Here is a 19,831-nt window from a genome sequence, read left to right as displayed (position 1 = left end):
GTTCACGTTATGCCCCAATTCAATGCCCCACTGCGCGACATGCGCTTTGTGCTGCATGAAGTATTCGACGCCCCGGCCCTGTGGGCGCGCCTGCCGGCCCTGGCCGACACCGTCGACGCCGATACGGCCGACGCCATTCTTGAAGAAGCGGCGAAAGTCACCTCGCACTTGATTGCACCGCTCAATCGCAGCGGTGATGAAGAAGGCGCGCAGTGGCATGAAGGCCAAGTCACCACGCCCATCGGCTTCAAGCAGGCTTACACCACCTACATCGAAGGCGGCTGGGTGGGTTTGTCCGGTAATGCCGAGTTCGGCGGCATGGGCATGCCGAAGATGCTCGCGGTGCAGTTCGAAGAAATGCTCTACGGCGCCAACTCGAGCTTTGCGCTGTATTCGGCCTTGAGTTCCGGTGCCTGCCTGGCGCTGGATGCCCATGCCAGCGAGACCCTGAAAAACCTCTATCTGCCGCCGATGTATGAAGGTCGCTGGGCCGGTTCCATGTGCCTGACCGAAGCCCACGCCGGCACCGACCTGGGGCTCATCCGCACCCGCGCCGAGCCTCAGGCCGATGGCAGCTACACCATCACCGGCAGCAAGATTTTCATCACCGGTGGCGATCAGGACCTGACTGAAAACATCGTGCACCTGGTGCTGGCCAAGCTGCCGGATGCGCCGGCTGGCCCGAAAGGCATCTCGCTGTTTCTGGTGCCGAAAGTGCTGGTCAATGCCGACGGCTCCCTGGGCGCCGGCAATGCCGTGAGTTGTGGTTCGATCGAACACAAGATGGGCATCAAGGCGTCGGCCACCTGCGTGATGAACTTCGATGGCGCCAGCGGCTGGTTGATCGGTGAGGCGAACAAGGGCCTGGCGGCGATGTTCACCATGATGAACTACGAACGCCTGTCCATCGGCATTCAGGGCATCGGTTGTGCCGAGGCGTCCTACCAGAGCGCCGTGGCATATGCCCGCGAACGCATTCAGAGCCGCTCGCCGACCGGTGCCATGGCCCCGGGCAAAGCAGCCGACCCGATCATCGTTCACCCTGACGTGCGCCGCATGTTGCTGAGCATGAAAGCCATGACTGAAGGCGGCCGCGCGTTCGCCAGTTATGTCGGGCAGCAACTGGACCTGGCGAAGTTTTCCGACGATGCCTGGGAACGCGAAAGCGCACAGGACCTGGTCGCGTTGCTGACACCGGTGGCCAAGGCGTTTTTTACCGACACCGGGCTGGAAAGCTGTGTCAACGGCCAGCAAGTGTTCGGTGGCCATGGCTACATCCGCGAATGGGGCCAGGAGCAGTTGGTGCGTGACGTGCGCATCGCGCAGATTTATGAAGGCACCAACGGCATCCAGGCGCTGGACCTGCTCGGCCGCAAGGTGCTGGCCGACAAGGGACTGGCGCTGCGCCAATTCACCGGGGAGATTCGCCGCTTTGCCACCCAGCCGAACGCCCCCTATGCCGCTCAACTGCTCGACGCAGTGCGGTGCCTGGAGGACCTGAGCGACTGGCTGCAGGATCGCGCGGCGACCAATCGCAACGAAGTCGGTGCCGCTTCGGTGGAGTACCTGCACCTCTTCGGTTACGTCGCCTACGCCTGGCTCTGGGCGCGGATGGCTCAGGTCGCCCTGCAAAAACGCAGTGAAGACGAAGGTTTTTATGGCGCGAAAATCGCCACCGCCGACTTCTACATCCACCGCCTGCTGCCACGCATCTTGAGTCTGGAGCAATCCATTCGCGCTGGCAGTGGTCCTTTGTACGGCTTGAGCGCCGAACAGTTCTGACGTTTTCACCAACGCGGCGTCAGCTCCTCTCATTTTGGCGCCGCGTTTTTTTATTCATAAGCCCTTGCCGCCATGGCGAGGGCCGCTGTGCCCGTCCTTTCAACAATAAAAAAACAAAGGGGCTTCATCATGGACCGCAATACCTGCACTCTCTCGACCCGACTGCTGCTTGCCGGCGGTATCATCAGTCTCTCGGCTCCCGCCTCTGCTGACTTCGTCAAGGACAGCAAGGCCAGCCTCGAGCTGCGTAACTTCTACTTCAACCGGGATTACCGCCAGGACAACGCTGCGCAATCCAAACAAGAGGAATGGGCGCAAGGTTTCCTGCTGCGCTATGAGTCGGGTTTTACCGAAGGTTTGATCGGTGTCGGTTTCGATGCCATCGGCCTGTTGGGCGTCAAGCTCGATTCCAGCCCTGATCGCGCCGGCTCCGGCCTGCTCAAACGGCATAGCGACACGAGCAAAGGCGCTCAGGACGAGTACGGCGAAATGGGTGTGACGGCAAAGCTGCGTGCCTCCAAAAGCACGCTGAAACTCGGCACGTTGCTGCCCAAGGTGCCGACGGTATTGGCCAACGACTCACGGTTACTGCCACAAACGTTCGAAGGCGGTCAGTTGACCTCGATGGAAATCGAAGGCCTGACCATCGATGGTGGACGGCTGACACAGGTCAATCAGCGCGACTCTTCGAATTATGAAGACATGGGCATTACCCGAACCGGCGCCAAGGGCATCACCAGTCGCCATTTGACGAGCGACAGCTTCGACTTCGCCAGCCTGAGCTACAAGTGGTCCAGCAATCTGACCACCGGCTATGCCTACGGCCACCTCGATAACTTCTATGACCAGCACATGGTCAACCTGACTTACCTGCTGCCAGTGACCGCTGGCCAGTCATTGAAGACGGACCTGCGCTTTGCCCGTTCGACCGACGATGGCGGCAGCAATATCGACAACAATGCGTTCGGCGCCATGTTCACCTATAGCCTGGGCGGCCATGCCTTCGGCCTGGGCTATCAAGGCATGAGCGGTGACACCGGGTTTGCCTATATCAACGGAGCCGATGCATTCCTGGTGAACTTCGTCCAGATCGGCGACTTCGCCAGCAAGGACGAACAGTCCTGGCAGGCGCGCTACGACTACAACTTCGCAGCCGTCGGCGTGCCCGGCCTGACCTTCATGACCCGCTACATCAACGGTTCCAACATTGACCTGGGCAGCAATCGGCCCGAAGGCAAGGAATGGGAGCGCGATACCGACATTGGCTACGTGGTCCAGAGCGGCCCGTTGAAGAATGTCGGGGTGAAATGGCGCAACGCGACCGTGCGTTCGAGCCACTTTGGCAGCGACCTCGATGAAAACCGCTTGATCCTCAGCTACACCTTACCGATCTGGTAAACCCCGAACTGTCGTTCCCACGCTTGCGTGGGAACGACAAACGCAGCCCCCTCGAAAAACATTTCTGACACAGCACATCGATTCAATATTCCCGGCTGAATCTACGTAATCATGCACGCCTCGTTTCCCGTAAGCCCGCAAGGAAACTGCATTGCAAGATCAACGAATCGGACCGTGCTTCTGGTTTTCGCTACTGGCCACCGGCATCACCGGGACCGCCCTGGCAGACGAACCGACATCAGGCTTTCTCGACGGTGCGTCGCTGGAAGTGCTCAGTCGCAACTTCTACCTCAACAGCGACTACCGCTCGCCTTCGCCGACGGGCAAAAGCTATAAAGCCGAGTGGACTCAAGGTTTTATCAGCGCCTTTGAATCCGGATTCACGCCGGGGACCGTGGGTTTGGGCCTCGACGCCCATGCCTTCCTGGGCTTGAAGCTGGACAGCGGAAAGGGCCGTTCCGGGACCGGTTTGTTGCCAGTCGACAGCGACGGCCGCAGTGCCAGCAACTACTCCAGCGGTGGCGGTGCAATCAAACTCAAGACCTCAAACACCACGCTGTCCTTTGGTGAAATGATGGTGGAAACCCCCGTGTTCGACACGGCGGACAAGCGCCTGCAACCGGAATACGCCACGGGTTTTCTGCTCAACAGCCGCGAGCTCGACGACATTAATCTGGTTGCCGGCCACTTCACCGCCTTCAAGAACCAGGACAGCTCTTCAAGCAAGGGCAATTTTTCCGGTTACGGGGCCAATACCGACGCGGGCGGGATCTCGTTCGCCGGCGCCGACCTGTTCACACAGAGCCCTGTCGGCGGCGCACTGTACGCTTCAGAGCTGACGGACACCTGGTACCAGTACTACGGCAACCTGCACCTGAAACAGTCGGGGATTTTCCTCGACGGGAACATCTACCACACCCGGCAAACCGGTCAGGCGCTGGCCGGCGCCATCGACAACACCGCCTACAGCCTGTCGGGCAAATATACGGTCGGCGCCCACGGTTTCACCCTGGCGTACCAAAAAGTCCAGGGCGACACACCGTTCGATTTCGTCGGTGGCGATTCGATCTACCTCGCCAACTCGATCAAGTACGCCGACTTCAACGGCGCGGGTGAACGCTCGTGGCAGGCACGTTACGACCTCGACTTGAGCACCTTTGGCGTGCCCGGCCTGAACTTCATGACGCGCTACGTCAAAGGCACCGGCATCGATGGCACCCATGCGCCCCAGGGCGGCGCTTACAATCCGTTCGACCCGTCGCTGGGGGAGTACGTGCCGCAACAGGGGGATGGCGGACGCCACTGGGAACGCGACATCGACCTGCGCTATATCGTGCAGTCCGGTGCCGCCAAGGGGTTGAGCCTGCAGGTGTCCCAAGTGTCGCACCGCGCCAACGCTGCCCAGGGCGGCGATGACATCGACAGGCTTTACGTGGTCATCCAGTACCCGCTGAATTTCGGGCCCTTCTGAGTGGAAAATGGCGGAAGGTAGCCGGAGTCGAACCTGCCCGGGAACGGATGCCGTCCCCCACCGGGTTTGAAGCCCGGCCGCGCCACCGGGCGCGATTACCTTCCTTGAAACCTGGCTATGGGCGCCGGGCCAACACGTTGTCGGGACGAATCTGGCGGCGATCGCCAACCCGTCGGGTCAGCCCCAGGCGGTCGAAGTATTCGAGAATCTGGATACTGCGCTTGCGCCCCAGGCCCACCGCGTCGCGAAACGCCGACACCTGGATCACCGGGTTGTCGTCGGCCAGTTGCAACAGCATAGCCGCCAATCGGCGGATCATCGCATCGGTGTAGAAGAGGTCGCGGACCACCTGGTGCAGCAACCCCAACCGGGCCATTTTGCGCAGGAGCAACCGCACGGTGGCTTCGTCATGCGGCAAGTCGCGCACCCACGGCGGCTCGAAACCGGCCGTTTCGAACACTGGCTGCAACACTTGCCACAGGGCTTCGTCCGCCTCGCTCAAACGTACTTGATGGCCAGGCAGATGCAGCCACGGCCCGCTGCTGGCGATCGCGCCACTGGCCAGCAATTCGTCGAGCAGGCAGATGAACGTCGGGCGATCGAGCGCCGTGGCACTGAATCGACGCAGGCGATCGCGGTCCGGGCCCATCTGGTCCGGTTCCAGTTCGTGAAAGCGCGCCAGTTGTTCCCGCAAGCGTGTTTTCGCCCCTTCCCAGCGCGCCACGCTGAACAGCAACGATCCTTGGCGGGTGTCGATCAGGCGCACGTCCGCAGGTAACACCCAGGTGTCGCGGGGGCGATTGAATTGACGCTCCAGCCGCACCGAGTCGAGCCCGGTTTCGCCGTGGGCCAGTAATGCCGGCAGGCAGTGTTCCAACTCGTCGTGCGTAGCCAGGGCGTGTAACTGCGCCAGACGTTCGGGGCTGCGTCGTTGTCGGGTTGGCGCGAACGGATCGAGCACCCGGCCACCGCCGAGGGTGCGTTGCGCGCTCTGGTCACGCAGGATCAGTGGATCGCCCTTGACCGCCTGCACCGGCGCATTCAGCAGCAGTTGCGCGAACATCCGTGCGCCCGGCGCCAGGCGGGTGCCCTCCAGCAACGCCACGCGCCCGGTTACGTCCTGGGTGCCGAGATGAACGTGCACCGGTTGGAAGTGCTCGAAAGCGCGTGGTTCGCCGGGCAACAGACGCAGGTCGATATCGATTCGCTGGGTCGGGGCATACAGCCATTCGGCGCACAGCCACTGACCTCGGTGAATCTGCTCCAGCGCCAAGCGTTCGGCACTGATGTTCAAGGCAACACGCTGGCCGGCCATGGCGACCTCGGCGACTTGATTCTGCGCATGCAGGCCGCGCACCCGCACCGACTTGCCGAGGGGGCCGAGCATCAACGTATCGCCCACCGCCACCTGCCCGGACAGCGCCGTGCCGGTGACCACGATACCCGCGCCCGCCACGCTGAACGCCCGATCGATCCACAGGCGAAAACCGCCTTTCTGGCGGCGTTGAACGACCTCGCGTTGCGCCTTGATCAAGGCCTGACGCAGGGTGTCGATGCCCTGCCCGGTCACGCTCGACAACACAATCTGCGGCGCATCGGCATAAGGGCCGGGCGCCAGCAAGGCGTTGACCTGCTCGCAAACGGCCTGTAGCCGAGCCGTATCGACCCGGTCGCATTTGCTGATCGCCACCAGTGCCTTGGGGATGCCCAGCAGTTCGACGATGGCCAGGTGCTCGCGGGTTTGCGGCATCACGCCGTCGTCGGCAGCCACCACCAGCAGCACCAGATCGATGCCCTGCGCCCCGGCCAGCATGTTATGGGTGAAGCGCTCGTGACCGGGTACGTCGATAAAACCGGTGAGGCCGGCGCCCGGCTCCAGCGCGGCATAGAGGTAACCGAGGTCGATGGTCATGCCACGCTCACGTTCTTCCCGGCGTCGGTCGCCGGCCTGCCCGGTCAGTGCCTGGAGCAATGCGGTCTTGCCGTGATCGATGTGCCCTGCGGTACTGACGATCACTCTGCTGCGTCCCCTGCCTGCAACTGACCGAGTTGCGCCAGCCACGCCGGCTCGTCGTCCAGTTGCCGCAAGTCCAGCCACAAGGCGTCGTCGTCGATGCGCCCGAGCACCGGAACCGGCAGGCTCCGCAGTTTCTCTTCCAGGCCGTGCAGCCAACGACCGCGCAGACGTTTGGAGCAGTTCGGCCGCAGGCACAACGCCGCACTCGGCAAGCGCGCCACAGGCTGGCTGCCGCTGCCGATCATGCCCAGCGCCAGCTCTGCGCTGACGTTCCAGGCAGCGCCGAGCGCCTGCGCCAATGACGGCAACAGGCGTTGGGCCTGGGCGAAGATGTCCGCCTGGGGTCGGGTCAGCAGCCGCAGACTCGGCAGCCGCTCGGCCAGGCGATCCGGGTTGCGGTACAGGCCGAGCACCGCTTCGAGGGCGGCGAGGGTCAGTTTGTCGACGCGCAGCGCACGTTTCAGCGGGTTTTTCTTGATCCGCGCGATCAATTCTTTGCGGCCGACGATCAAGCCGGCCTGGGGACCGCCGAGCAGTTTGTCGCCGCTGAAGGTGACGATGTCTGCGCCGTCGAGCAGCGCCTGTCGCACCGTCGGCTCGGCAGGCAGCCCCCAGCGCGTGAGGTCCAGCAAACTGCCGCTGCCCAGATCTTCCAGCAGCGGCAAGCCATGCCGGTGTGCCAGTTGCGCCAGCTCTGCGGTCGGCACGCGGGTGGTGAAGCCCTGGATGTTGTAGTTGCTCGCATGCACGCGCATCACCAGACCACTGCGCGGGCCGATGGCGGCTTCATAGTCACGGGCGTGGGTGCGGTTGGTGGTGCCGACTTCATGCAGTTTGACCCCGGCGCGGGCCATGATGTCCGGGATGCGAAAAGCGCCGCCGATTTCGATCAACTCGCCCCGGGAAATGATGCCTTCCTTGCGCGCACCCAGGCTGTTGAGGGTGAGCAACACGGCGGCGGCATTATTGTTGACCACGGTCACCGCTTCCGCGCCGGTCAGCTCGCGGATCAGGCCTTCGATCAGATCGTCGCGGTCGCCGCGCTTGCCGCTGTGCAGGTCAAACTCCAGATTCAGCGGATAACGCGCGGCCATTTGCACTGCGTCTATGGCTTCTTCGGGCAGCAAGGCGCGCCCCAGGTTGGTGTGCAGCACCGTGCCGGTGAGGTTGAACACCCGGCGTACATGGCTTCGATGCTGGCTGGCCAGTCTCTCACCCGCCCTGCCCGCCAGCACTGGCGGGGCGAGTTCAATGGCGTCGAGTTGTCCGGCCAGCACCGGCTCGCGCAAGTCGTCGAGCAACTGCCGCAGGCTGGCGAGCAAGGCATCGCGCCCATAGCGTTCGGCCAAAGGCTGACATGCCGGGTCGCGTAACAAGCTGTCGATGGAGGGCAGGCGCAAGGCTGGGCTGGCGGATCTGGCAGACATCAGGCGCTCCGGCAAAGGTGGACCGCCTGAGTGTAGACGCTAGCGTCAGTCGCCTCCGGGGGCCAGCAGCAGATTGGGCGCCGGACGCTGAAAGCCTTCCTGCTCCAGGCGCATGTCGAGCATCAGGCTGCTCAGGTCGGCGGACAGCGCTTCGCCTTCGGCGTCACACTCCAGATAGATTTGCTTGAGGTAGCTCTGGCAGCCGGGGCAGGTTTCGGCGCGCAACGGCGCTTTGTCGGCGGCATGCCGGTCGCTGTCGAAGCTGACGTATTGCAGGCCCTTGCTTTGCTCGCAATACACGCACTTGACCCGCACCACATGCCATTCGCAGGCGCACAGCGAGCACACCAGATAGCGCAGGCCGTTGTATTTGCCGCGATGGCGAATCACCCCGGCCATGGCCGGTGATCCACAGGCCGGGCACTGGTTGAGGCTGGTGCCGGGTTTCAGGGCGAGGTCCGGCGTCGTCAGCAACCAATGACTCCACGCGACCTGCAATGCCGAACCGAGAAACGGCACCAGGGCCGCCGGCAACAAGCTGAACTGGCCGCTGACCAAAGCCAGCGCCCAGGTCTTGAGCTGCCCGGCGCTGGCGTTGCGCAATGTCGTCACGGCCTGCTCCACCGGTGATTGCGCTGCGGGTTGATAGCCCTGCAACAAACCGTTCAGCCAGGGCAACCAGGCGTCTTCGCGCACCAGGCTGTCGGCGGCGAACGGTGGCAGGCCGTGCTCCAGGCAGCGCTGGATACGTTGCGGGTCGGGCACGGCCGCATCCGGTGGATCATCCATCAGTCGCTGTTGTTGCTGACACAACCCGGCGATGAGACGAAGGTAATCGGCCAATGGATGCCCTTCGGCCAGGCGCTCCAGGCGCAGCGCGCGCAAGGTGAACAGGTTGGACGGTGGCAGGTGCAGAAACGGCGGTGCCGTGGCCGCCGCTTCGATCTCTCCTGGCTCCAGAATGGTGGCCAAATCGTTATCCTTTTTTGCTCAAGGGCGGGTCGGGACGCTCGTCACGCGTCACCTCGCGATACCACAGTTCATGGTGTTTCTTCGCCCAGGCGCGGCTGACCCAGCCATGCAGCATGGCGCTGATCGAGCCCTTGATCCAGATCCCGGCATAGATGTGCACGATGATGCTCAGGATCAGCACGAACCCGGCCAGTGCATGCAGCAACATCGCCCAACGGATCAGGGTGATGCCGAAGTAGTCGCTGAAATACGCGCGCCAGATCACCAGACCGGTCAACAGCAGCCCGAGCATGCACAGCAGTAAAGTCCAGAACAGCAGCTTCTGCCCGGGGTTGTACTTGCCGACGGGCGGCACGCCCTCCTCTTGGTTTTTTATCACCCGGTCAATGCGCTTGAGCCACAAACGGTCATTGGCAATGAAGTAATTGGCGCGCCAGAAGCGCACCACCAACCCGAGGAACAACAGGAACATCAACACGCCCATGAACGGGTGCAGGATGCGTGTCCACGGGCCGCCGCCGAACAGGTTGCTGAGCCAGAACAGCGCCGGGTGAAACAACGCCAGCCCGGACAGCCCGGCCATGAAAAACAGGATCGCCACCAGCCAGTGGTTGGTGCGCTGGTTGGCGGTATAGCGAAGGATCTCTTTGCGGATCATGGCCTGTTCTCCCGCTTCGGATCGTAGGTGTGCACCGACGGATCGACCTCATGCACCGCCGGGTCAGTGTGTGGCGGCAATTCATCTTCTTCCACGATCTGCGGACCGACGCGCACGTAGTGGAAGAAGCCGGCCAGCACCGCCGCGCCCATCGCCAGCAGCGCCAGGGGTTTGCTCACGCCTTTCCACAGGCCCACCAACGGACTGATCGCCGGATCGGCGGGCAAGCCGGCGTAGAGCTTCGGCGTGTCGGCATGGTGCAGCACGTACATCACATGGGTGCCGCCGACGCCTGCGGGGTCGTACAGACCGGCCTGGTCAAAACCGCGACTCTTGAGGTCGACGATGCGCTCGGCGGCGTGCTCCTTCATGTCTTCCTTGGTGCCGAAGACGATGGCCCCGGTCGGACAGGTTTTCACGCAGGCCGGCTCCAGCCCTACGGCCACCCGGTCCGAACACAAGGTGCATTTGTAGGCCTTGTGATCCTTTTGCGAGATGCGCGGAATGTTGAACGGGCAACCGGTGATGCAATAGCCGCAACCGATGCAGTGGTCCTGGTTGAAATCGACGATGCCGTTGGCGTGCTTGATGATCGCACCGGGGCTGGGGCATGCCGCCAGGCAACCGGGCTCGGCGCAGTGCATGCAGCCGTCCTTGCGAATCAGCCATTCGAGGTTGCCGGCGTCGGTTTCGTGCTCGGTGAAGCGCATCAGGGTCCAGGTTTCGGCGCTCAGATCCTGCGGGTTGTCATAGGTGCCGTGGTTGTGGCCGACCTCGTCGCGCAGCTCGTTCCATTCAGAACAGGCGACCTGGCAGGCCTTGCAACCGATGCACTTGGTGGTGTCGATCAGCTTGGCGACTTCCTCCTGATTGCGCACCGAGGACGGCACGGTGGTGGTGGCCGAGCGGGCAATGATGTCTTGGCTGGCCATTTAGATTTTCTCCACATTGACCAGGAATGACTTGGATTCCGGGGTCTGGGTGTTGCCATCGCCGAGGAACGGCACCAGGGTGTTGGTCAGGTAACCGTGGCGCGTCAGGCCGGTGAACCCCCAGTGCAGCGGGATACCGATTTGGTGCACCACTTGATTGTTGACCTGCAACGGCCGAATCCGCTTGGTCACCACCGCCACCGCCTCGATATGCCCGCGCTTGCAACTGACGCGCACACGGTCGCCGGCGACGATGCCTTTCTCCCTGGCCAACACTTCGCCGATCTCGACGAACTGCTCGGGCTGGGCAATCGCATTGAGCTTGCAGTGCTTGCTCCAGAAGTGGAAATGCTCGGTCAGCCGGTAGCTGGTGGCGGCATACGGATAATCCTTGGCCACACCGAGCGAATCCCACACCGAATCAAAGATCCGCGCCGCCGGGTTGCTGGTGGCTTTCTTGTTGTCCGGGTGCATCGGGTTGATGCCGATGGGCGTTTCGAACGGTTCATAGTGTTCGGGGAACGGCCCCTCGTTCATCTTGTCGACGGCGAAGAACCGCGCCACGCCTTCGGGATTCATGATGAACGGGTTCATCCCGGCTTCCGGCGGCACATCGGCCTTGTAGTCAGGCACGTCGGTGCCGCCCCAGGCTTTGCCGTTCCACCACACCAGGCGTTTTTTCGGATCCCACGGTTTGCCTTGCACGTCGGCCGAGGCACGGTTGTAGAGAATCCGCCGGTTGGCCGGCCAGGCCCAGGCCCAGCCCTGATGTTGATGCATGCCATACGGATCGCTGTTATCGCGGCGGGCCATCTGATTGCCCGCCTCGGTCCAGCTGCCGCAGAAAATCCAGCAACCGGACGCCGTGCTGCCATCGTCCTTGAGCTGACTGAACGCCGCCAGTTGGGTATTGGCCTTGACCGCCGCGCCAGTGGCATCGGTGAAGTCGGCGGTGGCGCAGCCGTTGATTTCCTTGGCCAGTTCTTCTGGCGAAGGTTCATCCGGGACCTTGTAGGGCCACGACAATTTCAGGATCGGATCGGCATAGGCACCACCATTGGCCTGGTAGCGCTCGCGCAAGCGCAGGAACAGTTCGCTCATGATCCGGATGTCGGTTTGCGCTTCACCAGGGCCATCGGCGCCTTTCCAGTGCCATTGCAGCCAGCGGCTGCTGTTGACCAGCGAGCCGTCTTCTTCGGCGAAACAGGTGGTGGGCAGGCGAATCACTTCGGTCTGGATGTCGGCGCTCTTCACATCGTTGAACGGCCCGACGTTGCGCCAGAACTCCGAGGTTTCGGTGGCCAGCGGGTCCATCACCACCAGCCACTTGAGTCTGGCCAGCGCCGCCATCACCCGGTTCTTGTCGGGCAACGCGGCGATCGGGTTGAAGCCCTGGCACATGTAGCCATTGACCTTGCCCTGGCCCATCAGGTCGAACACCTTGAGGATGTCGTAGTTGGGAATGTCCAGTTTCGGCAGGTACTCGTAGCACCAGTTGTTCTCGGCCGTGGCGTTGGCGCCGTACCAGGCTTTCATCAGGCTGACGTGGAACTTGCCGTAGTTCTGCCAATAGGACAACTGCCCCGGCCGCAGCGGTTTCTGCGTGCGTTTGACGATGTAGGCGTTGTAATCCTGCTCGGCGTCGCCCGGCAGCGTCAGGTAACCGGGCAACGAGTTGGACAACAGCCCCAGGTCGGTCAGCCCCTGGATGTTGGAGTGGCCGCGCAGGGCATTCACGCCCCCGCCCGGCATGCCGACGTTGCCCAGCAGCAATTGCACCATGGCGGCGCTGCGGATGATCTGCGACCCGATGGAGTGCTGGGTCCAGCCCAGGGCATAGAGAATCGTCATGGTCTTGCCCGGTTGCGAGCACGTGGCGATTTCTTCCCATATTTTCTGCATGGCATCGACCGGCATGCCGCACACCTGGCTCGCCAAGTCGATGTTGTAGCGGCTGTAGTGCTGCTTCATCAGCTGATACACGCAATGCGGGTCTTGCAGGGTCGGGTCGGTTTTGACGAAGCCATCCTCTCCGAGCTCGTACCCCCAGCCGGACTTGTCGGTATAGGCGCGTTTGGCGACGTCGTAGCCGCTGAAAATCCCGTCTTCGAAGCCGTAGCCGGCTTTGACGATGAACGACACATCGGTGTAATTGCGCACGTATTCGTGCTGGATCTTGTCCTCGGTCAGCAGGTAGTTGATCAGCCCGCCCATGAAGGCGATGTCGGTGCCGGTGCGGATCGGCGCGTAATAGTCGGCCACCGAGGCGGTCCGGGTGAATCGCGGATCGACCACGATCAGCCGCGCCTTGTTGTGCGCCTTGGCTTCCGTCACCCATTTGAAACCACAAGGGTGAGCTTCTGCTGCGTTGCCGCCCATCACCAGAACCAGGTTCGCGTTGGCGATATCGGTCCAGGTATTGGTCATGGCACCACGGCCGTACGTCGGGGCAAGACTTGCCACCGTCGGGCCGTGTCAGACACGCGCCTGGTTATCAAACCCCAGCATGCCGAGACTGCGAATGACCTTGTGGGTGATGTAGCCCGCTTCGTTGGACGCCGCCGAGGCCGCGAGGAAACCGGTGGTCAGCCAGCGATTCACCGTTTGCCCCTGGGCGTTTTTCTCGATGAAGTTGGCGTCGCGGTCGGCCTTCATCAGGTCGGCGATGCGATTGAGTGCGTCATCCCACGAAACCCGCGTCCATTCGTCGCTGCCGGGCTTGCGAACCTGCGGGTACTGCAGGCGGCCGGGGCTGTGAATGAAGTCCAGCAGGCCTGCGCCTTTGGGGCACAGGGTGCCGCGGTTGACCGGGTGGTCGGCGTCACCTTCGATGTGGATGATGCTTTGCGCGACGTTCTTCGCCGCATCGCCCTGGCTGTACATGATCACCCCACAGCCGACCGAGCAGTACGGGCAGGTGTTGCGGGTTTCATGGGTCTGGGCGAGCTTGAAGTGGCGCACCTGTTCGGCAAAGGCAGGCGTCGGGGCCATGCCCAGCGCGCCCAGGCTAGAGCCTGCAAGGCCGATACCGGCGACCTTGAAGAACTGACGACGGCTGAGGTCCATCGTGCACTCCTGATCAGGTGAAGACCCGGTACTTTTCCCGGATTTTCATGGACAAACACGCTTGCGGCAGACGGGCTGCCGACACTTAAACTCTAGTCAAGGCTGTCGAAACCGCGATGGAACCCGACCGTCGGGCATTCCCGGGCGCGAGACGGTCACCTGTAGGAGCGAGCCGGCTCGCGATGGCGTGTCAGTCGCAACTTGCTCAGCTGACACAGCGCTTTCGCGAGCAGGCTCGCTCCTACAGGGGCTTGGCGCTTATCATGGCGCCATATCCAACCCAGCCTTCACGAGACCCCGCATGACTTTCGATTTTGATCAGGTGTTCGACCGCCACAACACCGGCAGTACCAAATGGAGCCGCTACCCGGCCGACGTGTTGCCGATGTGGGTCGCCGACATGGATTTCGCCGCGCCGCCGGTGATCATCCAGGCCCTGCAAAAACGCATGGAACACCCGATGGTCGGTTATAGCGTGGCCTCGGACGACTTGCGCGAAGCCATTGTTGCCGATCTGTGGAACAAGTACGCCTGGCGCGTGGAGCCGCAGGAACTGATTTTTCTGCCGGGCGTCGAGTCGGGCTTCAACATGGCGCTGAAGGCGCTGGTACAACCGCAACAGAATGTCGTGGTGCAGGTGCCGAACTACCCGCCGCTGCGCCATGCCCCGGGCCACTGGGGGCTGAACAAGGTCGAACTGGGCTTCGAGGCGCAGCCTGACGGCACCTACACCACGCCGCTGGCGACCTTGAGCCAGTCGCTGCAAGGTGGCGGCGCGCTGCTGTTGAGCAACCCGCACAACCCGCTGGGCAAAGCCTTCCCGCGTGCCGAGCTGCAGGCCATTGCAGATATCTGCCTGGAGCACGACGCCTGGATCATCTCCGACGAAATCCATGCCGAGCTGTGTTTCGACGGTCGCCAGCACATTCCGATGGCGACATTGGGCCCGCAAGTCGCCCAGCGCACCATCACCCTGATGTCGGCCAGCAAGGCCTACAACATCGCCGGGCTGAAAACCTCGTTCATGATCATTCAGGACCGTCACCTGCGCGAGCGCGTCAACCAGGCCCGTTGCGGTATGGTCGACAGCGTCAACCCCCTGGGCCTGGAAGCCACCCGCGTCGCTTATAGTGAAGCCGCGCCCTGGCTGAACGAACTCAAGGCCTACCTGCAAGGCAACCGTGATTACCTGGTCGAGGCCGTGCGCAGCCGCCTGCCGGGCATCAGCATGAACGTGCCGCAAAGCACCTACCTGGCCTGGCTCGACTGCTCGGCGCTGGGACTGGACAACCCGCAGCAGTTTTTCCTCGAACAGGCCAAAGTCGGTTTGAGCGCCGGCCTGGACTTCGGCGATGACTGCCAACAGTTCGTGCGCCTTAACTTCGGCTGCCCGCGCTCGTTGCTGGAAGAAGGCATCGCGCGGATGGAACGCAGTTTGCGCAACCTCCACGCCTGATACCGGCTCCACAGGAATCGCGTACCTGGGCACGACCCATTGCAGGAGCGAGCTTGCTCGCGATGGACGTGAACGATAACGCGTGTAACCAGACTGAACGCTGCGCACTGGAGACCATCGCCAGCAGGCTGGCTCCTACGGGTATTGCATGACCGACACGCTCCCCCGTAGGAGCTGGCTTGCCAGCGATGGTCGTGAACGATAACTCGCGAGTGATGGATAAACACGGCGCGCTCAAGTCCTTCGCCGGCAAGCCGGCTCAAGGATTGCGTCGTTTCCATCCGTTGTATCCGATCTGAAATCCAACCGAACTCAGCGCAAAACACCGGGGTCAACCCTTTGACTCCCAGCCTTGAGATCGGAGATTGATGATGGCCACCTACCCAAAACCACCCTTCCCCAAACAACAGCAACCCGTCCCTGGCTCCCAGCGCAAAATGGACCCCTATCCCGACTGTGGCGAGCAAAGCTACAAGGGTTCGGGTCGTCTGCAGGGCAAGATCGCCTTGATTACCGGTGGTGACAGCGGAATTGGCCGAGCCGTGGCGATCGCCTTCGCTCGTGAAGGCGCCGATGTGGCCGTTGCGTATCTGGATGAGCAGGAAGACGCCGAAGAAACCGCACGCTGGATCGAACAGGCCGGGCGCCAATGCCTGCTGTTACCGGGCGATCTTGCGCGCAAGGTGCATTGCCGAGCGCTGGTGGAGAAAACCGTTGAGCGTTTCGGCCGCATCGATGTGCTAGTCAACAACGCTGCGTTTCAGATGACCCACGAAACCCTCGAAGAAATCCCCGACGAAGAGTGGTTGATGACCTTCGACGTCAACATCACCGCGATGTTCAGGATTTGTCAGGCGGCGTTGAAGCACATGAAACCCGGCAGTTCGATCATTAACACCAGTTCAGTCAACTCCGACATGCCCAACCCCACCCTGCTCGCCTACGCCACGACCAAAGGGGCAATCGCCAACTTCACCGCCGGCCTGGCGCAGATGCTCGGACCGAGGAACATCCGCGTGAACAGCGTGGCGCCGGGGCCGATCTGGACGCCGCTGATCGTCTCGACCATGCCGGAAGAAACGGTGCAGCACTTCGGCGCCAACACCCCGCTCGGTCGACCCGGTCAACCGGTCGAAGTGGCGCCGATCTATGTGCTGCTGGCCTCGGACGAAGGCAGCTACATCAGCGGCCAGCGCTTTGGCGTGACGGGCGGCAAGCCGATTCTTTGACGAATCGGGTGACGCAAAGATTGAACCTGCCGACCACTCTGGTGCTCCACCCTTCATAGGCCCTGCACTGACGGGCCTTTGATTTTTGGAGGTCGCCATGTCCGCACCTGATGCCCCGAGGCTATGAGCTTCATTGCCTGGGTCGCCGTGCTGGGTGCCGTGCTGCTGGTATTGGCACTCGCCTCGTCCTACCTGCGCTGGATGCCGGTGACCACCTCGGCGGTGTGCCTGCTGCTGGGGGTGGGTATCGGCCCGGCCGGCCTGGGTTGGCTGCGGCTGGATATCAAGGACGCTGCTGACTGGATGGAGCACCTGACGGAAGTCGCGGTGCTTTTTTCGTTGTTTGTCTGCGGGCTCAAGCTTCGCTTGCCACTCAGCGACCGCAAGTGGCGCGTGGCCTTCGGGCTGGCGGGACCGGTGATGCTGCTGAGCATTACCGGCGTCTGTCTGCTTCTGCATTTTGCCTTCGCGCTGCCCTGGGGAGCCTCACTGCTGATTGGCGCCATCCTGGCCCCGACCGATCCGGTGTTGGCCTCGCTGGTGCAGGTCAACGATGCCAAGGATTCCGACCCGGTGCGGTTCGGGCTGTCCGGCGAGGCCGGCCTGAATGACGGTATCGCCTTCCCGTTTGTGATTCTGGGCTTGCTGTTTCTGCAACACGGTGGCGGATCGTCTGGCGCCTGGCTCGATGACTGGGCACTCAAGCGGCTGCTATGGGCCGTGCCCGCCGGCTTGCTGATCGGCTACGGCATGGGCCGTGGTATCGGGCGTCTGACCCTGTCCATGCGCATCCGCAATGCCGATAGCACCCTCTCGCCCAATGACTACCTGACCTTCGCCCTGATTGCACTGGCGTATGTCGCGGCGGAATCGGTGCACGGCTATGGCTTTCTCTCGGTATTTGCCGCGGGGCTGGGATTGCGCCGGGCCGAAGTCCAATCAGCGGGTGATTCACGGACACCGGCCGAGCATCTGGTGCAACCGGTGGTCGGTCATCAGAACGTCGAACCGGACGCCGCCGTGCACGGCGATGTGGAACATCTGGAAGACACGCAGGTAGCGGCCGGAATCATGATCGGCGACATGCTGTCGTTTGGCAGCCTGGTCGAACGGGCCATGGAAGTGTTTCTGGTGACCTTGCTCGGCGTGGTGCTGGTGGGGCACTGGGACTGGCGTGCGCTGGTGGTCGCGCTAATGCTGTTCTGCGTGATTCGCCCGCTGAGTGTCGGGCTGATGCCCTGGGGCACTTTGCTCAGCGTCCGGCAACGAATGTTGGTGGGCTGGTTCGGCATTCGCGGCATCGGCAGCTTTTACTACCTGTTCTATGCCTTGAACCATGGCCTCGGCGCGTCAGTCGCCACCCTGTGCACGGATCTGACCCTGTCGGTGGTGGCCCTGAGCATTGTGCTGCACGGCATCAGCACGCAACCGCTGTTGGCGCGTTATGAGCAGTACACCCGGTCGCTCACTTCATCGCCGAAGCAATCACTTCCACCAGGCTGAGTTGAGTAAAGGGTTTCGGCAGCCTCGGCAGTTTGGCGGCGAAGCCTTCCAGTCGCTCGGCATAACCGGTGGCCAGAATAATCGGTACGGTGGGGTTCAGTATGCGGATCGCATCCGCCAGTTGCGCACCATTCATTTGCGGCATGGCCATGTCGGTGATCACCAGGTCAATGTCCTGTTGCCCGACAAATATTTCCAGTGCATGGAAAGCGGATGTTGCGCTGACGACTCGATGACCAAGGTCTTCCAGCAACAGACAGGTACTGGTCAGCACCAGGCTGTCGTCATCAACCACCAGGACGCACAGGCGAGGCACATCCGGTGCCACGGGTTCGTCGGCAACGAGCGCAGCCGTGCACTCGGTAGCGACGGGCAACCACAGTTCCGCCGTGGTGCCCTGGTTTTTCTGGCTCTTGAGTACGAACCGTCCGCCCAATTGCGCGATAAAGCCGTGGACCATCGACAACCCCAACCCGGTGCCTTTGCCCAGTCCTTTGGTGGTGAAGAACGGGTCCATCGCCGACGCCAGCGTCGCCTCATCCATCCCCTCCCCGGTGTCGCTGACACTCAGGCACACATAACGGCCAGCAACCAGTGCCGGGCGGTCGCCCTTCTGAAACTCTTCGCTTCGCGTGCTGATGACGATTTTGCCGCCATGGGGCATGGCGTCACGGGCGTTGGTGGCCAGATTCAACAAGGCCAGTTCAAGTTGGTTGACGTCGGCCATCACCGGTTCGACATCCGCGGGAAAACGCGTTTCCAATACCACTGAAGGTCCCAACGAACTGCGCAACAGCCCAGAGATTCCCTGCACCAGGGCCGGTATATCGACCGGTTCGGACTTCAGCTCCTGGCGCCGTGCAAAAGCCAGCATGCGCTGGGTGAGGGAAACACCGCGCAAGGCTCCCTGGGTGGCGTTGTCGAGCAAACGCACGATTTTTGGGTCATCCGCCAGACGTTTGCGGACGATTTCCAGATTGCCGAGAATGACGGTCAGCAAATTATTGAAGTCGTGGGCGATCCCGCCGCTGAGTTGGCCGATGGCCTGCATTTTCTGCGCCTGGAACAAGGCTTCGCGGGTTTGCTCCAGCGTCTGCTGGGCCTGGGTCGCTTCGGTGATGTCGCGGGTGATCTTGGCGAATCCGAGCAAGGTGCCGGTGTCGCCCCGGATCGGATCGACCACGACATGCGCAAGGAACTGCGTACCGTCCTTGCGCACACGCCAGCCCTTGCTTTCGAATCGCCCTTCACGGGTCGCCGTATCCAGCGTTCGCTGCGGCTCACCCGCCTCGCGGTCTTGCGGGGTATAGAACATCGAGAAATGCTCGCCGATCACTTCCTGGGGCAAATAGCCCTTGATGCGCTGCGCACCAAGATTCCAGTTGGTCACGCGTCCATCCGCAGCGAGCATGTAGATGGCGTAATCCGTGACGCTTTGCACCAGCAAGCGAAACTGCTGCTCACTCTGCTTGAGGACTTCTTCGGCCATTTTACGATCGGTCAAATCACGGGTGATCTTGGCAAATCCCAGCAATTTTCCCGAAGGGTCGATAATCGGATCAATCACCACGTGGGACCAGAAGTGCGTGCCGTCCTTGCGTACGCGCCAGCCTTCGCCTTCGAATCGCCCTTCGTGAATCGCCGTGTCCAGCGCCCGTTGGGGCAAACCGGCACGGCGGTCCTCATTGGTGTAGAAACGCGAGAAATGCTGGCCGAGAATTTCCGCCTCCTCATACCCCTTGAAACGCTTGGCGCCAGCGTTCCAGCTGGTGATGATGCCGTCGGGGTCAATCATGTAGATCGCGTAGTCAATCACCGCATCGATCAAGAGGCGAAAACGCTTGTCCTCAACGGCATTCGGCCTGCTTCGATCCTCGCTCATTGAGTTCTCGCATCATCATTGATTTCTGGAGTATGAGA

13 protein-coding genes and 1 tRNA gene are annotated in these 19,831 nt (G+C 62.1%); 6 read left to right on the top strand and 8 right to left on the bottom strand.

What is annotated here, in order from left to right:
* The first annotated feature begins 9 nt into the window (after nucleotides 1-9).
* The 3 genes from BLV61_RS30035 (at nucleotide 10) to BLV61_RS30025 (ending at nucleotide 4,651) form a co-directional block, all read left to right on the top strand.
* The gene (locus BLV61_RS30035; RefSeq protein ID WP_090469629.1) at nucleotides 10-1,782 is read left to right on the top strand and encodes an acyl-CoA dehydrogenase C-terminal domain-containing protein; all 1,773 of its coding nucleotides are present in this window, start codon (nucleotides 10-12) and stop codon (nucleotides 1,780-1,782) included.
* Nucleotides 1,783-1,911: 129 nt separating this feature from the next.
* On the top strand, nucleotides 1,912-3,180 hold the full coding sequence (locus tag BLV61_RS30030; protein WP_090469626.1) for an OprD family porin: 1,269 nt from the start codon (nucleotides 1,912-1,914) through the stop codon (nucleotides 3,178-3,180).
* Nucleotides 3,181-3,373: 193 nt separating this feature from the next.
* The gene (locus BLV61_RS30025; RefSeq protein WP_244160002.1) at nucleotides 3,374-4,651 is read left to right on the top strand and encodes an OprD family porin; all 1,278 of its coding nucleotides are present in this window, start codon (nucleotides 3,374-3,376) and stop codon (nucleotides 4,649-4,651) included.
* An 8-nt stretch (nucleotides 4,652-4,659) separates the two neighbouring features.
* Here the strand turns inward: BLV61_RS30025 and BLV61_RS30020 are convergent.
* The 7 genes from BLV61_RS30020 to fdnG all read right to left on the bottom strand — a co-directional run bounded on the left by BLV61_RS30020 (nucleotide 4,660) and on the right by fdnG (nucleotide 13,723).
* Nucleotides 4,660-4,755 (bottom strand) — tRNA-Sec (locus BLV61_RS30020).
* Nucleotides 4,756-4,766: 11 nt separating this feature from the next.
* Nucleotides 4,767-6,668 (bottom strand): selenocysteine-specific translation elongation factor, encoded by a 1,902-nt coding sequence (gene selB / locus BLV61_RS30015; protein WP_090469622.1) that lies wholly within the window; start codon nucleotides 6,666-6,668, stop codon nucleotides 4,767-4,769.
* Entirely contained in the window at nucleotides 6,665-8,095 is a 1,431-nt protein-coding gene (selA, locus tag BLV61_RS30010; RefSeq protein WP_090469619.1) for an L-seryl-tRNA(Sec) selenium transferase, read from the bottom strand. The genes selB and selA overlap by 4 nt, the downstream gene beginning before the upstream one ends.
* A 45-nt stretch (nucleotides 8,096-8,140) precedes the next feature.
* Nucleotides 8,141-9,067 carry a formate dehydrogenase accessory protein FdhE gene (fdhE, locus tag BLV61_RS30005; protein WP_090469616.1) on the bottom strand — a complete coding sequence of 309 codons (927 nt, stop codon included), beginning with the start codon at nucleotides 9,065-9,067 and terminating at the stop codon, nucleotides 8,141-8,143.
* 4 nt (nucleotides 9,068-9,071) lie between these two features.
* Nucleotides 9,072-9,725 (bottom strand): formate dehydrogenase subunit gamma, encoded by a 654-nt coding sequence (locus BLV61_RS30000; RefSeq protein ID WP_090469614.1) that lies wholly within the window; start codon nucleotides 9,723-9,725, stop codon nucleotides 9,072-9,074.
* The gene (gene fdxH / locus BLV61_RS29995; RefSeq protein ID WP_047528856.1) at nucleotides 9,722-10,657 is read right to left on the bottom strand and encodes a formate dehydrogenase subunit beta; all 936 of its coding nucleotides are present in this window, start codon (nucleotides 10,655-10,657) and stop codon (nucleotides 9,722-9,724) included. The genes BLV61_RS30000 and fdxH overlap by 4 nt, the downstream gene beginning before the upstream one ends.
* Complete coding sequence (fdnG, locus tag BLV61_RS29990) at nucleotides 10,658-13,723, bottom strand: formate dehydrogenase-N subunit alpha (protein WP_139213668.1); 3,066 nt, start codon at nucleotides 13,721-13,723, stop codon at nucleotides 10,658-10,660. It lies immediately after the preceding gene.
* 301 nt (nucleotides 13,724-14,024) lie between these two features.
* On the opposite strand from fdnG, the gene BLV61_RS29980 reads away from it, so the two are divergent.
* The 3 genes from BLV61_RS29980 (at nucleotide 14,025) to BLV61_RS29970 (ending at nucleotide 17,911) form a co-directional block, all read left to right on the top strand.
* Nucleotides 14,025-15,179, top strand: coding sequence for a MalY/PatB family protein (locus BLV61_RS29980; RefSeq protein WP_090469605.1), 1,155 nt, complete (start codon nucleotides 14,025-14,027; stop codon nucleotides 15,177-15,179).
* 371 nt (nucleotides 15,180-15,550) lie between these two features.
* The gene (locus tag BLV61_RS29975) at nucleotides 15,551-16,408 is read left to right on the top strand and encodes an SDR family oxidoreductase (RefSeq protein WP_090470054.1); all 858 of its coding nucleotides are present in this window, start codon (nucleotides 15,551-15,553) and stop codon (nucleotides 16,406-16,408) included.
* 123 nt (nucleotides 16,409-16,531) lie between these two features.
* Entirely contained in the window at nucleotides 16,532-17,911 is a 1,380-nt protein-coding gene (locus tag BLV61_RS29970) for a cation:proton antiporter (RefSeq protein ID WP_090469602.1), read from the top strand.
* Here BLV61_RS29970 and BLV61_RS29965 read toward each other — a convergent pair.
* Nucleotides 17,874-19,793, bottom strand: coding sequence for a hybrid sensor histidine kinase/response regulator (locus tag BLV61_RS29965; RefSeq protein ID WP_090469598.1), 1,920 nt, complete (start codon nucleotides 19,791-19,793; stop codon nucleotides 17,874-17,876). The two genes, BLV61_RS29970 and BLV61_RS29965, sit on opposite strands and share 38 nt — an antisense overlap.
* Between the last annotated feature and the right edge of the window lie 38 nt (nucleotides 19,794-19,831).

This window comes from Pseudomonas mohnii, assembly GCF_900105115.1.
GTDB classification, from domain to species: domain Bacteria; phylum Pseudomonadota; class Gammaproteobacteria; order Pseudomonadales; family Pseudomonadaceae; genus Aquipseudomonas; species Aquipseudomonas mohnii.
The sequence above is the reverse complement of the archived record's forward strand: the minus strand, read 5'-3'. Positions and strand labels throughout refer to the sequence as shown.

Excerpts from the sequence above, each read along its gene's own strand:
- BLV61_RS30035 (WP_090469629.1), top strand. The coding sequence starts at position 10 with ATGCCCCAATTCAATGCCCCACTGCGCGACATGCGCTTTGTGCTGCAT.
- BLV61_RS30030 (WP_090469626.1), top strand. The coding sequence starts at position 1,912 with ATGGACCGCAATACCTGCACTCTCTCGACCCGACTGCTGCTTGCCGGC.
- selA (WP_090469619.1), bottom strand. The coding sequence starts at position 8,095 with ATGTCTGCCAGATCCGCCAGCCCAGCCTTGCGCCTGCCCTCCATCGAC.
- BLV61_RS30000 (WP_090469614.1), bottom strand. The coding sequence starts at position 9,725 with ATGATCCGCAAAGAGATCCTTCGCTATACCGCCAACCAGCGCACCAAC.
- fdxH (WP_047528856.1), bottom strand. The coding sequence starts at position 10,657 with ATGGCCAGCCAAGACATCATTGCCCGCTCGGCCACCACCACCGTGCCG.
- BLV61_RS29980 (WP_090469605.1), top strand. The coding sequence starts at position 14,025 with ATGACTTTCGATTTTGATCAGGTGTTCGACCGCCACAACACCGGCAGT.
- BLV61_RS29975 (WP_090470054.1), top strand. The coding sequence starts at position 15,551 with ATGGCCACCTACCCAAAACCACCCTTCCCCAAACAACAGCAACCCGTC.
- BLV61_RS29970 (WP_090469602.1), top strand. The coding sequence starts at position 16,532 with ATGAGCTTCATTGCCTGGGTCGCCGTGCTGGGTGCCGTGCTGCTGGTA.
- BLV61_RS29965 (WP_090469598.1), bottom strand. The coding sequence starts at position 19,793 with ATGAGCGAGGATCGAAGCAGGCCGAATGCCGTTGAGGACAAGCGTTTT.